This window comes from Comamonas testosteroni ATCC 11996 (assembly GCF_000241525.1).
In the GTDB taxonomy this organism is placed as follows: Bacteria; Pseudomonadota; Gammaproteobacteria; order Burkholderiales; family Burkholderiaceae_C; genus Comamonas; species Comamonas testosteroni.
The window spans coordinates 142424-155487 of record NZ_AHIL01000026.1; the positions used below are offsets into that span (position 1 = coordinate 142424).

Sequence of the window (13064 nt, forward strand, 5' to 3'; positions counted from 1 at the left end):
GGATGCTGACTCTGGCGGCGCTTAGCGATTGAAGGGCGCACCGCCCAGCTTGGTGCCGGCCTTGATCCCGCGCTTGGCAAACCAGCCCTGGTTCATCTCCAGCACATAGCGCACGGGCTTGGCCGAACAGTGGGAGTCCTCGCTCATGGGTTTCATGTCGGCCAGATTGACGATGGTGCCGTCATCGGCCACAAAGGCCGCGGTCAGCGGCAGGATGGTGTTGCGCATCCAGAAGCACTGCACGCCGGGTACTTCGAAGACAAAGAGCATGCCTTCCTGCTGCGGCATCTCTTTGCGGAACATGAGACCGATCTCGCGCTGCTGCGGCGTCATGGCCAGTTGGGTGTCGATGCGGTACATGCCGGCCGTCAGGTCGATGCGGCGCAGATTCGTCTGCGGCTGACCTTCGTCGCGGGCCATGGCCGGGTTGCCGAACAGGCCCAGCAGGGCGGTACAGGCCAGGGTCAGCAGCGCAGCGCGCCAGCCGGATTTGGGGATTGTCTTGGTGGGGAGGTTCTTCATGAGCCTTGCATGCCAAACAGGAAGTCGGAAGTCACAAGCCTATAGCAATCCGCGTGGGTTGCGGTGCAAATTGCTGTCGCAAATAGGCGGTCGGAGCCGGCCTGCAAAATGCAAAGCCTGCAGAACTTTCCGTTCGGCAGGCTTGGGCGTGAGTCAGGTCCGGCGTACAGAGGCTTGGAGTGCCGGTATCGCCTCACCCGCTTTCAGCGCGCGATCAGGCTGGCTTGTGCATCTTTTTGCTGCTGTGCTGCATATGATGCTTTTTGGCAGGTTTTGCCTTCATATGCTTGACGGTGGGTGCCGCTGCTGCTGCGGCAGGTGTGGCGGGGGTGGCAGGCTGCGCCGGCGCGGCGGCTTGGGCAAAAGCACCAGCAGCGAACGAACCAGCAATCAGGACAGCGAGTAGTTTTTTCATATATGCCAATTTCCTAAAGATGCGGCAATGCCAGGTTTCAGATTGAAGTGAGGAGCAGCCCATCTGTCCCCCACGCCCTCTCAACGGCAGATCTGTGCCGCCGTTGACAGGTTTTTATGCTGTATTTCTTAAAATTTGCTTAGAGCAAGGTGCCAAAATCGGGGGCAATGAATTAGCACCAAAAAGGTGCGCCACCGCGCAGTATTCAAGACTAGGAGATTCCACAACATGAGCACGTCCCAGCACATCCAGGTTCCGCCGCAGGGGGAGAAGATCAGCGTCAACGCGGACAAGACGCTGAATGTTCCGAGCCAACCCATCATTCCCTTCATTGAGGGCGATGGTGTCGGTGTCGATGTGACGCCGGTGATGCGCAAGGTGGCTGACGCTGCCGTGGCCAAGGTCTACGGCAGCCAGCGCAAGATTGCCTGGATGGAGGTGTACGCGGGTGAGAAGGCCACGCGCATCTACGGCCCCGATGTCTGGCTGCCCGAGGAGACCGTGGCTGCCGTGCGTGACTATGCGGTGTCCATCAAGGGTCCGCTGACCACGCCCGTGGGCGGCGGCATCCGCTCGCTGAACGTGGCACTGCGCCAGGAACTGGACCTGTATGTCTGCCTGCGTCCCGTGCAGTACTTCAAGGGCGTGCCTTCGCCGCTCAAGGAGCCCGAGAAGACAAATATGGTGATCTTCCGCGAGAACTCGGAGGACATCTACGCGGGCATCGAATACGCGGCCGGCAGCGAGAAGGCGAAAAAGCTCATCGACTTCCTGGCCAAGGAAATGGGCGCCAACAAGATCCGCTTTCCCGAAACCTCGGGCATCGGCATCAAGCCCGTCTCGCGCGAGGGCACGGAGCGCCTGGTGCGCAAGGCCATCCAGTACGCCATCGACAACAACAAGCCCAGCGTGACCCTGGTTCACAAGGGCAACATCATGAAGTACACGGAAGGCGCCTTCCGTGACTGGGGCTACGCGCTGGCGCAGCGCGAGTTCGGGGCCGAGCTGATCGACGGCGGCCCATGGTGCCGCATCAAGCACCCGAAGACGGGCAAGGACATCATCATCAAGGACTCGATCACTGATGCCTTCTTGCAGCAGATTCTGATGCGCCCGGCCGAATATTCGGTGGTGGCCACGCTCAACCTCAACGGCGACTACATCTCGGATGCGCTGGCTGCGCAGGTGGGCGGGATCGGCATTGCTCCCGGCGCCAATCTGTCGGAGAGCATTGCCTGCTTCGAAGCCACCCACGGCACGGCGCCGCGCTATGCAGGCAAGGACTATGTGAACCCTGGCTCCATGATTCTGTGCGCCGAGATGATGCTGCGCCACATGGGCTGGCGCGAGGCTGCAGACCTGATCGTCGAGTCGCTGGAAAAAGCCATCCAGAGCAAGCATGTGACCTACGACTTTGCCCGCCTGATGGACGGAGCGACTCAGGTTTCCTGCTCGGGCTTCGGGGATGTGGTGATCTCGATGATGGACTGAGCTGCGCTGCCTGGTCGGCAATTGCAGGAGTTGCCGGAACTGCCATCTCAGCGGCCGCACCGTCTCCACGGTGCGGCTTTTTTCTGTGCCCCTGACCTGGCGCTTGTAGTCCTGAGGCTGGCGTGCAAACCCTCGAAAGTATGTCGATGTGTATCGGCGTTAAAGCGTGCAATACACAAATGGCAATTAATTTCAGGTGAGGCTATGGCTCCTTCATCCAATGACGGGCGCTGGTACTGGCTTGCAGTGGCGTTGCTGATGCTGCTGATGGGTCTGTACATGACCATAGGCGGTGGTGTGCTGCTGGGCAAGGGAGGCAGCTGGTACTTTGTGCTGATGGGGCTGGCGCTGCTGGCATCGGCGGCATTGCTGCTTGCGCGGCGCAGGGCTGGCGCCCATCTCTATGCGCTGGCCTTTGTGCTGACCCTGGTCTGGGCCTGGTGGGATGCGGGCTGGGAGTTCTGGCCGCTGGTTTCGCGCCTGATGGTGTTTGCCGTGCTGGGTCTGCTGGTGGCCCTGGGCTACGCACAGCTTGAGGCGGGCAAGCTGGTCATGAACGACTATGGCCGTCTGGGCGCCGCAGTGTCGGTAGTGGTGCTGGGCCTGGGCATCGTCGCAACAGCCGTCAGTGCCTTCTCGCCCAAGGGCGTGATTGCCCCCGAGGTCACCGAGGTGCCTTCGGTCGGCTCCATGGAGCTCAAGCCTTCGGATTGGACGGATTGGGGGCAGGGTCCCGCAGGCCAGCGTTTTGCGGCCCTCGAGCAGATCAGCCGAAACAATGTCGACAAGCTGGCCGTGGCCTGGACGGCACGCACCGGCGATGTTCCGCAAAGCACGGGCTCGGGCGCCGAAGACCAGAACACGCCGCAGCAGATCGGAGACCGCCTGTATGTCTGCACGGCCTATGGCAAGGTGCTGGCGCTGGATGTGGATACGGGCGAGGAGAAATGGAAATTCGACCCCGAGGCCAAGTCGCCCAACTGGCAGCGCTGCAGAGGTCTGGGTTACTTCGATGGCAACGAGGCCGCAATCAAGGCCTCGGGCGCCCTCGGCAAGCCCGGAGATGCAGTATCAGGCTGCAGGCGTCGTCTGTTTCTGCCCACCATCGATGCGCGCCTGATTGCGCTGGACCCCGATTCGGGCAAGCCATGCACCGACTTCGGCAAGGACGGTGTGGTGGATCTGACCGAGGGCATGGGCGAGGTCAAGCAGGGCTGGTATCAGCAGACCTCGGCGCCGCTGGTGGCCGAGAACCTGGTGATCGTGGGCGGCCGCGTGGCCGACAATTTCTCGACCGACGAGCCCTCGGGCGTGGTGCGCGCCTTTGATGTGCACAGCGGTAAGCTGGTCTGGGCCTGGGACCCGGGCAATGCAGACATCACCGGGCAGCCGCCGCAGGGGCAGACCTATACGCGCAACTCGCCCAATGTCTGGGGCGGCATGTCCTATGACGCCAGACTGGGTCTGGCCTATCTGGGCACGGGCAATGCGACGCCGGACTTCTATGCGGCCCAGCGCACTGCGGAGATGGAGAAGAACAGCTCCGCCATCGTGGCCATGGACATCAGGACCGGCAAGCCGCGCTGGCTCTACCAGACCGTGCACCACGATCTGTGGGACTTCGACATTCCGTCCCAGCCCGCTCTGGTCGATGTAACCAACGCCCAGGGCGGGGTGGACCCCGCGCTGCTGCAGGTGACCAAGCAGGGCATGATCTTCATGCTCAACCGCGAGAGTGGCGAGCCCCTGGCAGAGGTGCAGGAGTTGCCCGTGCCGCAAGGCCATGTGCCCGGCGAGCGCTATGCGCCGACCCAGCCGCATTCCACGGGCATGCCCAATATCGGCAACCAGACCCTGAAGGAGTCCGATATGTGGGGGGCCACGCCCTTCGATCAGCTGCTGTGCCGCATAGCCTTCAAGGACATGCAGCATCAAGGCGTGTTCACGCCGCCGGGCATGGGGCCGACGCTGCAGTTTCCGGGCTCGCTGGGCGGCATGAACTGGGGCAGCGTCTCCATAGACCCGATCACCCAGACCATGTTCGTCAACGATATGCGTCTGGGTCTGGCGAACTACATGATTGCGCGCGCCGATATGAAGCCCGGCGCCAGCGGCATCGAGATGGGGGCCGTGCCCCAGGAGGGCACGCCGTTTGGCGCCATGCGTCAGCGCTTTCTGTCGCCGCTGGGCATTCCCTGTCAGAAGCCGCCCTTTGGCTCCATGACGGCCGTGGATCTGAAATCGCGCCAGATCAAATGGCAGGTACCCGTGGGCACGGTGCGTGACACAGGTCCTCTGGGCATTCCCATGTGGCTGCCAATTCCCATCGGCATGCCCACGCTGGGGCCTTCCATGGTCACGAAGTCGGGGCTGGTGTTCTTCGCGGGCACGCAGGACTTCTATCTGCGCGCCTTCGACAGCGCCAACGGCAAGGAGATCTGGCGCTCGCGCCTTCCCGTGGGCAGCCAGGGCGGGCCCATGAGCTATGTCTCGCCCAGAACCGGCAGGCAGTATGTGGTGATCACCGCAGGCGGCGCACGCCAGTCGCCCAGGCGCGGCGACTATGTGATCGCCTATGCCCTGCCGCAATAGCGAAGGCAAGAGCGAAGGCAAGAGCGACAGGGTGCGCAGCCGCCGGTAGAAGGATGCAGAAAGGATAGCTGCTTGCGCTTGATAGATAAGAAACTCAGATTGAATAATGTCTGAGTTCTTTGAATATCAAGCGCTATAAGCTATGAATAAGAGAGTGGCTACAGCGCAAACCATGCCGCTCAGCGCGGTGGCAGCTCGCAGCCGTCGGGGCCGCAACTGGGATCGCCACTGGTGTCGGTGTCGCCAGCCTGCTGCTGATTGAGCTCGGCAATCTGCTCGGCCCAGGCGGCCAGTTGCCGCTTCCAGCCGTCGACATCGCCCAGCCATTCGCCGATCTCGATGCGCTGCACGGCGCGCTGGCCGGTCTGCTCGGGGTGGTCGAACTCCAGCGCCAGGGTAGGGAAGCCCTGGCCCTGCACCATGCCCAGCCATTCGCGGCTTTCGGCGATATGCTTTTGCGTGGCCGCGCCGCTTTGCTCGGCGTAGGCCGCGTCATAGGCCGCGCTGTCCAGACCGATGCCGGCCGCCAGCTCGCGCAGCACGGCGGGCTCGCTGATGCGGCGGCCCTCCACGTAATGGGCTTTCTGCTCGGCAGCCAGCATCTCCAGACCCTTGCCGGCCAGCGCTTCGGCGGCCAGCAGGGCCGTGGTCGGGGGCTCGGAGTCCAGCGGCGCGCCAATGTCATTGAGCAGGCCGTTGAGATAGGCATCGCCAAAGGGCTGGCCCGTCATCTCGGCAATGCGCTGGTCGCTGGGCATGACCTTGTCACGCCAGTCCGCAGTGATGGTGCGCGTGTGGGCTCCGGTCAGCATGCCGCCGGCATGCCATTGAACCTCGATGCCGGGCACCTCGCGCGCGGCCTTGACCAGCGGCGCGGCGGCATAGCACCAGCCGCACAGGGGATCGAAAATATAGTGCAGCACCAGGGCGGGCAGCTTGGATGTGTTCATGGTTGGGCGGCCTTGCAGGCCGATAGATTTGCAAACAAGCTTCAATGTAAGCGCGGTAGTGGCGCTGGCGCCGTAATGGCCGGGTATGACCTTGGCGCCGGTCTTGGCAAAATGGCTGCATTGTCCTCAGCTTGTTTGCCTGCCCATGCGCCTGAATGTCACGCCGCCGCCCCAGTCCTCGCCAGAGTCCGAGCCTTCCCCGCAATCCGTGGCACGGCGCAGCACCATGCTGTTTCTGCTGTTCTGGCTGGTGGTCATGGCCGCGATGTATCTGGCCATGCAGCATTTCCTCAAGCCGGCCCAGGCCAAGGTCCTGGCCGATGGCACGCTGCGCATAGAGCGCGGCATGGACGGGCACTTCCGCGTCAAGGGCTATGTCAACGATCAGCCCGTCACCTTTTTAGTCGATACCGGGGCCACCTCGGTCAGTGTGACCGATGCGCTGGCCGAGCGTGCCGGGCTGGAAGGCGGCGAGAAAGTACGTTTTCGCACGGCCAACGGCGAACGTGACGGCCGCATCGTCACGGCCGACGAGGTCCGCATCGCCAGCCTGCGTGTGCGCGATGTGCGCGTGGGCACGGGCTATACGGGCGACGACAGCGAAGACGCCTTGCTGGGCCAGAACTTTCTGCGCTTTTTCGATGTGCAGATGAGCGGCGACGAAATGCTGCTGCGCCCGCGCAAGTGAGTAGCGCCAGAGCCTGATTCGGTCTCGGCCCGGGTGTGCCGGGTTTTGGCTGCCGGCGCTGAAGCAGTCCGCCACATCTGCGAAAATGCAGCACACAGGGAATGACCGCTGCGGGCAAGCTTGCCGCAGCCGTTGTGCGTATCGAGGCTCGATCCACGCCCATGCTTCGTGGCCTGCCGGGCTCCATCGTTGGATGAGGCGGCAGGTTTTTCATGTTGCCGAGCCTCAAGTCGAATCGCAGCCTCATCGCGATTGCCGCTTCACGCCCGAGCACACGCCATTTGCCCGGCGGCCATGCAGGCCGCCAGGCGCAGCCATGGATAGTCTGCCGTGTCCCACCGCCAGCCCGTTCGCGTTCCTGAACGCCACCAGTTCGATGCCTTGATCGATGCCCGCTCGCCCGCCGAGTTCGAGCTCGACCATATTCCGGGCTCCATCAACTGCCCCGTGCTGAGCAATGCCGAGCGTGCCGAGATCGGCACCATCTACAAGCAGGTCAGCCCTTTTGAGGCCAAGCGTCTGGGGGCGGCCTATGTGTCGGCCAATCTGGCACGCCATCTGCGCGAAACCTTTGCCGACAAGCCTGCCAACTGGAAGCCCCTGGTCTATTGCTGGCGCGGCGGCTTGCGCAGCGGCTCCATGGTGACCTGGCTGCGTCTGGTCGGTTGGGATGCACAGCAACTGGCCGGTGGCTACAAGGCGTTTCGCGGTCATGTGATTGCGCAGCTTGAAAGCCTGGTGCCGCAGCTGCAGATGCGCGTGCTGTGCGGCGCCACCGGCTCGGCCAAGACCCGCGTGCTGCATGCGCTGGCCCAAAGAGGCGAGCAGGTGCTCGACCTGGAGGGCTATGCCAGCCACAAGGGCTCCTTGCTGGGCGGCCTGCCCGGCATCGAGCAACCCAGCCAGAAACGTTTCGAGACCCTGATTGCCGAGCAGCTGGAGAGCTTCGATCTTTCGCGTCCCGTCTATCTGGAAGGAGAGAGCGCCAAGATCGGCCGCGTCGGCCTGCCGCTGGTACTGGTGCAGCATCTGCACAAGGCTGCGGTCATCGAGGTGCGTGCAACAGAGGCCGCACGCCTTTCCTATCTGCTGCGCGACTATGCCTACCTGGGCGACGATCCCGAAGTGCTGGCCACCAAGCTGGGCTGGCTCAAGGAGCTGCAGGGCAAGGAGACCGTGAGCCGCTGGCAGCAATGGGCGCGGGAAGGGGAGCTGCCTGCGCTGTTCGAGGAGCTGATGGCGCGCCACTACGACCCGCACTACGAGCGCTCCCAGTCGAATCACTTCGAGCAATGGCCCCGGCGCCAGATTCTGGAGACAGACCAGCTCTCGGACGAGGCCATTGCTGGCCTGGCGCAGCAGATCATTGCGATGCAGGCGCGCTGAGCCAAGCCGCTTGTGCAAACCTGCCAGCTGAAATGGGCCGATGCGGTGTGGACTAGTCCAGCTTCATCACCATCAGCACCTCGTCGAAATACTCGCCGTCCACATACAGGGCCGCAGGCTCCAGCCCATATTCGCGAAAGCCTGCCTGCTCATACAAGCGTAGTGCGTTGCCGTTGCCGGCGTTGCAGCCCAGCATCAGCTGTCGCAAGTTCAGCGCTCTGCCGTGCGCAACAGCAGTCTTCAGCAGGCGGCAGGCCAGGCCCTGGCCTCGGGCCGGTGCAGCCACATACATGGCAAAGAGATGGCCTTTGTGCGCGGTCTTCTCTCCCTGATCGCGATACAGGCCCAGGGTGGCGAAGAGTCTGCCGTCTGCGTCAAAGCCTCCCCACATGGCCTGACCCTGGGCGCCGCTGAAGCGGCTCAGCAGCTGCGTATCGCCGAGTGCCTGCTCGGTTGCGGGCGTGGCACCGAAGGCGGCGGGGCATTCGGTCAGGGCCTGCAGGCGCAGGGCGCGATAGTTGCAAAGGTCGGACTCGTTCAGCTGGCGTATGTCATATTGCATGGACCGAGTTTAGACATGCTCGGCAAAAATGGGCACCAGCGACAGCAGCAGCAGACCGGCCATCACGCCGTTGAACATGCGCAGTGCCTGTGGAGTGCGCAGTGCGCGCCCCACGGTGCTGCCGAACAGGGTCCAGACGCTGATGCTGGGATAGTTGACCAGGCCCAGCACCAGGGCCGACAGCACCAGGTTGACGAAAAAACCTTCGCGCGGCGTGTAGGTCGCGACCACGCCCACGGCCATGATCCAGGCCTTGGGGTTGACCCACTGGAAAGCGGCGGCCTGCCAGAAGCTGAACGGGCGGCTGCCCGACTGGCCCTGGTCCACGCCGCCGGCACGGGCGATTTTCCATGCCAGCCAGATCAGATAGGCCGCGCCCACATATTTGAGCAGGGTGTAGATGCGGGGCTCGGCCTCGAACAGCTTGCCCAGGCCCGCGCCGATCAGCAGCACCATGAGGACCACGCCCAGACAGATGCCCAGCATATGCGGCACGCTGCGGCGGTAGCCGAAAGTGGCCCCCGAGGCCGTCAGCATCACATTGTTGGGGCCGGGCGTGACGGAGCTGACAAAGGCAAACATGGCCAGAGGCAGAATGAAGGCAGAGGATTCAGGCAGAAATGACATGGCGAACCTTGGGGCTGCATAAGCGTTGTGCCTCTATACTAAAAGCTTGAATCAGTACACTGTCAGTACACTTTTGCAGGCCAGTTGATGAGCTGGCCTGCTCTAATTGACCTGACACTTTGAGAAAGCACTTCATGCTGGATCCACAGATCGACGGCGGAGCCACGACCCCGGCAGCCTTGCCCGTGGCCGGGACGGGATCCATGGGCTGGCAACCCATGCGCTCCAGTGCGGTGGGACTGGTGGATCAGCTGGTCGAGCATTTCGGCGGGCTGATCCGCAACCATGGCCTGCGTGTGGGCGTGCGCCTGCCTTCGGTGCGGGCGCTGGCGGAAAACGCCGGTGTCAGCCGCGACACCGTGGTCCAGGCCTACGACAAGCTGGCGGCCCAGGGTCTGCTGCAGTCGCGGCGCGGCAGCGGTTTTTATGTGGCGGCCCAGCGCCGCGTGATGGAGCCTGCCGCGGTGGCTGGCGCCTCGGCGCAGCCGGCAGACTTCGACACCGCTTATCTGCTGCGCGGGATTTTTCGCGACGACAGCGCGGGCACCGGGGGCGCGGGCTGCCTGCCTTCGAGCTGGATGGATCAGGGCCTGATCACCGGTGCCATGCGCGCCATCACCCGTAACAATGTGCGGGCCGAGCAGAGCTTTCTCAGCTATGGCCATCCCCAGGGCTTTCTGCCGCTGCGCCAGCAGATAGCCTCGAATCTGCAGGCCCAGGAGGTGCCGGCCCATCCCGAGGCCAATCTCATGACGGTGGGCGGAGTGACCCATGGCCTGGATCTGGTCGTGCGCTGCTTTCTCAAGCCCGGCGATACCGTGCTGGTCGAAGATCCGGCCTGGTTTTTGATCTTCGGGCGACTCAAATACATGGGCGTGAACGTCGTCGGCGTGCCGCGCCTGCCCGGCGGGCCCGATGTGGCGGCCCTGGCATCGCTGGCACAGAGCCACAAACCCAAGCTCTTCATCCTCAACACGGCGGTGCACAACCCCACGGGGCTGAGTCTGTCTGCCGGCGTGGCCCACGAGGTGCTGCGCATTGCCGAGCGCCATGATTTCCTGCTGGTCGAGGATGACACCTATTCCGAATTCCTGGGCGCCATGCCGCTGCGGCTGGCGGCCATGGACAGATTGCAGCGCGTGATTCTGGTGGGGGGCTATTCCAAGACCTTGTCGGGCGGCCTGCGCGTGGGCTATATCGCGACCAAGCCCGAGTATGTGCACCGGCTCACCGACATGAAGCTGCTGGCGGGCCTGACCTCTTCGCTGCCGGCAGAGCAGATCGTGCACCATATTCTGGCCGACGGATCCTTTCGCAAGCATGTGGACCGGCTGCGCGAGCGGGTGGACAGGGCGCGCGGGCGCTGTCTGCGCAGGCTCGAAGCGCTGGGCTGCCATGCGGAGTACGAACCCGTGGCCGGCACCTTTGCCTGGGTGGACTGCGGAGTGGACACCGAGGTGCTGGCGCGTCAGGCGGCGCTGAGCAATCTGCTGCTTGCGCCGGGTCTGCTGTTCTCGCCGCAGCAGGCAACCAGCAGCAAGCTGCGCGTGCCCGTGGCGATGGCCGACCAGACCGAGCCATGGAAGGTGCTGGAGCAGATCCTCAGGCAACTGCGCAAATAGAGTCCTGACCCGTGTGCGGGATCGGGCTTTGTTCACGATTGATAACAATCGCGCGCCTCTGGCGTGACTGACCCAGCAGCATCTGCTGTTATGTTTGTAGCATGACAGCAGCACGAGCTTTGCCCCTTGCCGCCGCAGGCCACTGCACGCGCGATCCCCTGCGCGGTCACCCGCGTATGGGGCGGTGGCTGCTGTCAGGGCTGGTGCTGTGCGCCCTGGCCGCTTGTTCCAGCGCTCCCACGAATCATGGCGAAGTGAAGGGTGAGGACTTTCACTCGCGCGAGCTGCTGCAGTCCGACAGCAACCGCATGGCGACGCTGGCCATGAAGGAGAACCTGGAGAGCCTGTTTCTCATCATGGACAAGCTCTACCGCCGCAACCCCACCGAATGGAAAAAGACCGCCTCCAGCCGCGAAGCGGCCATGACCTATGTGCGCATTGCCGTCATGGAGCGCCAGCCCTGGCATGAGCTGCAGGACAAGCGCGATGTGGCAGCGCTGTCCCTGGCCTTGCAGCCCGAGTTTGCGGGGGACCGGGTCGCGGCCTTTGTTCATGCCGCAGCCGATATGCTGATCACCGCGCATGGCGGGCGCACCAGCTTCACGCTGATCGATGGGCTGGACCCGCAGCATGTCTTCAATGCAGCGCGCAATCTGGAGATCGCCAACTGGATTCTCAACTCGCGCAAGGCGCCCGGTGGAAAGCCCTTGCTGCTATCGAATCAGATAGCAGAAGAAGGGCGTAACCTGAGCTTCGAGCGCGAGATGGGCAAGATCATCGGCCGGCTGGATCTGGTGGCGGATTACACCACCGAGCGCTACCGGCGCTCCGTCATCGGCTATGCGCAGGGATTGCTTGCCGGCCCGTTCATGCAGTTTTTGCCTGTTCGATAGAAGTTCTTCAAACCTCACAGAGCACGATGGTGGCAATCGCGGACGAGTCTTCCATGGCACGCACGGCATGGGGCATATTGGCTGGCAGATGCATGAGTTGCTTGGGCCCCAGTTCATGCACGGTCTGGCCGATGAGAACTTCGAGTCGACCCTCCAGGCATTGCAGGCTGACGCTGCCAGGCACGCGATGCGGCGGCAGCGACTGGCCCGAGCGCAGCACGACGCGAATGACTTCCAGATCTTCCGCCTTGAAGAGCACGCTCGAGTGAGCGGCTGAAAGCCTGGCTCCGTAAGGAGCGACATCCAGAGCTTGGTGGGTGGGCGTGGAGTGGATATGGTCCATGACAGCACCTGAGCGAAAGCGGTAATAAGGCATTCTCCCCCGAGTGGGGCCCAAGTTCAATCACCGTTTTGTGACAGCGCTGTAGGGCATCAGGCCTTATCACCTCATTTCGTTGCTCATCAGCGCTGTTTGGCGCGTATCGCTGAGGTCCGGGTACGACTGACAGCTGTCATGCCAGGTGCCGCAGACTCTCGGCAGGCATGGGGCTGAAGCCCGCTGTCGCGAACTCTGCAGCCCAGCGTTTCAGCAGGATCGAATAAGCGTTCAGGAAGAACTGTCGAGGAGCCTGAATCTGCCAGGTTGCGGGCAGGTAGAAGCAGTCGTCATGGCTGTCTTGCAGCGGGGCTGCAAAGTCGTATTGCAGGCATTGCAAGGCGGCTTGCAATGACCGGGTCAGCATCACTTTATGTGCAGTGCTCCATGAGGCCTGCTCACAGCAAGGAAAGAAATAGCGATCGAGCAGCCGCAGCAATTGCTGGGAATCATTGGGGTCATAGGTAGCGAGTTCCCGACCCAGAGACTCTTCCCGATCATAGATATCGAAGGGCGCCAGCAAAAGAGACGGGTCGGCATGGAACTCAATGTCGCTGCCGGGGTGCTTGAGAGGCTCGGCCATGGTCAGAAGAATACAGAGGAACAAGGCGACAGTCTGCCATTGGGCGGCGCTTCAAACGCCGTATCCGCTCCAGCTATTTGCTCAAACTGAATGCCTTGTGCCAGCACCAACTCGCGTGAGTAGTTGATGGCGTTGCCCGTGCGGCAAATGTATTGCTTCCAGACGTCGGAGCCGCTCTCGCTGTCGCAGCCGGTCTCCTTTTCGCCGCCAAAAGCTCTGCCGATTCGACGCCTCAGGGCCTTGCCAGCGCGGGCCGATGCCACCACCTCAAGGGCAAAAGGGCTGGGGGCGCAGGTACAAATCCAGCTCATTTCGCCGTGCAGAGGGGTGACGCATCAGGCGCAGCGGCTGGGAATG

The 13064-nt window shown here is 63.0% G+C and carries 13 protein-coding genes and 1 pseudogene; 6 read left to right on the plus strand and 8 right to left on the minus strand.

From position 1 onward, the window contains the following. Window positions 1-21: 21 nt before the first annotated feature. The gene (locus CTATCC11996_RS10285) at window positions 22-522 is read right to left on the minus strand and encodes a DUF192 domain-containing protein (RefSeq protein WP_003075785.1); all 501 of its coding nucleotides are present in this window, start codon (window positions 520-522) and stop codon (window positions 22-24) included. A 214-nt stretch (window positions 523-736) separates the two neighbouring features. Further along, window positions 737-1000, minus strand: coding sequence for a hypothetical protein (locus tag CTATCC11996_RS10290; protein WP_233506415.1), 264 nt, complete (start codon window positions 998-1000; stop codon window positions 737-739). 165 nt (window positions 1001-1165) lie between these two features. On the opposite strand from CTATCC11996_RS10290, the gene icd reads away from it, so the two are divergent. Continuing rightward, window positions 1166-2428 (plus strand): NADP-dependent isocitrate dehydrogenase, encoded by a 1263-nt coding sequence (gene icd, locus CTATCC11996_RS10295; RefSeq protein ID WP_003075787.1) that lies wholly within the window; start codon window positions 1166-1168, stop codon window positions 2426-2428. Window positions 2429-2632: 204 nt separating this feature from the next. Further along, window positions 2633-5020, plus strand: a complete 2388-nt coding sequence (locus tag CTATCC11996_RS10300; protein WP_003075789.1) for a membrane-bound PQQ-dependent dehydrogenase, glucose/quinate/shikimate family — start codon at window positions 2633-2635, stop codon at window positions 5018-5020. A gap of 179 nt (window positions 5021-5199) precedes the next feature. Here the strand turns inward: CTATCC11996_RS10300 and CTATCC11996_RS10305 are convergent, their stop codons facing one another. Then, entirely contained in the window at window positions 5200-5970 is a 771-nt protein-coding gene (locus CTATCC11996_RS10305; protein WP_003075791.1) for a DsbA family protein, read from the minus strand. Between the two features lie 145 nt (window positions 5971-6115). On the opposite strand from CTATCC11996_RS10305, the gene CTATCC11996_RS10310 reads away from it, so the two are divergent. Further along, window positions 6116-6658 (plus strand): retropepsin-like aspartic protease family protein, encoded by a 543-nt coding sequence (locus CTATCC11996_RS10310; protein WP_034348693.1) that lies wholly within the window; start codon window positions 6116-6118, stop codon window positions 6656-6658. A 330-nt stretch (window positions 6659-6988) separates the two neighbouring features. Continuing rightward, complete coding sequence (mnmH, locus tag CTATCC11996_RS10315) at window positions 6989-8044, plus strand: tRNA 2-selenouridine(34) synthase MnmH (protein WP_003075795.1); 1056 nt, start codon at window positions 6989-6991, stop codon at window positions 8042-8044. A gap of 52 nt (window positions 8045-8096) precedes the next feature. Here the strand turns inward: mnmH and CTATCC11996_RS10320 are convergent, their stop codons facing one another. Further along, window positions 8097-8606 carry a GNAT family N-acetyltransferase gene (locus CTATCC11996_RS10320; protein WP_003075796.1) on the minus strand — a complete coding sequence of 170 codons (510 nt, stop codon included), beginning with the start codon at window positions 8604-8606 and terminating at the stop codon, window positions 8097-8099. A gap of 9 nt (window positions 8607-8615) precedes the next feature. Further along, window positions 8616-9233: a LysE family translocator gene (locus CTATCC11996_RS10325; protein ID WP_003075798.1), complete on the minus strand. Its 618-nt coding sequence runs from the start codon at window positions 9231-9233 to the stop codon at window positions 8616-8618. Window positions 9234-9367: 134 nt separating this feature from the next. On the opposite strand from CTATCC11996_RS10325, the gene CTATCC11996_RS10330 reads away from it, so the two are divergent. Together CTATCC11996_RS10330 and CTATCC11996_RS10335 are read left to right on the plus strand one after the other, a co-directional pair. Further along, window positions 9368-10855, plus strand: a complete 1488-nt coding sequence (locus CTATCC11996_RS10330) for an aminotransferase-like domain-containing protein (RefSeq protein WP_003075799.1) — start codon at window positions 9368-9370, stop codon at window positions 10853-10855. Window positions 10856-10956: 101 nt separating this feature from the next. Then, window positions 10957-11748 (plus strand): hypothetical protein, encoded by a 792-nt coding sequence (locus tag CTATCC11996_RS10335; RefSeq protein WP_034348696.1) that lies wholly within the window; start codon window positions 10957-10959, stop codon window positions 11746-11748. A gap of 7 nt (window positions 11749-11755) precedes the next feature. Here the strand turns inward: CTATCC11996_RS10335 and CTATCC11996_RS10340 are convergent, their stop codons facing one another. The 3 genes and pseudogenes from CTATCC11996_RS10340 to CTATCC11996_RS26015 all read right to left on the minus strand — a co-directional run. Continuing rightward, window positions 11756-12091 (minus strand): cupin domain-containing protein, encoded by a 336-nt coding sequence (locus CTATCC11996_RS10340; RefSeq protein ID WP_003075803.1) that lies wholly within the window; start codon window positions 12089-12091, stop codon window positions 11756-11758. 169 nt (window positions 12092-12260) lie between these two features. Beyond that, entirely contained in the window at window positions 12261-12707 is a 447-nt protein-coding gene (locus CTATCC11996_RS10345) for a hypothetical protein (RefSeq protein WP_003075804.1), read from the minus strand. 80 nt (window positions 12708-12787) lie between these two features. Further along, window positions 12788-12931: pseudogene (locus tag CTATCC11996_RS26015) on the minus strand (aldehyde dehydrogenase); the annotation flags it as partial. Between the last annotated feature and the right edge of the window lie 133 nt (window positions 12932-13064).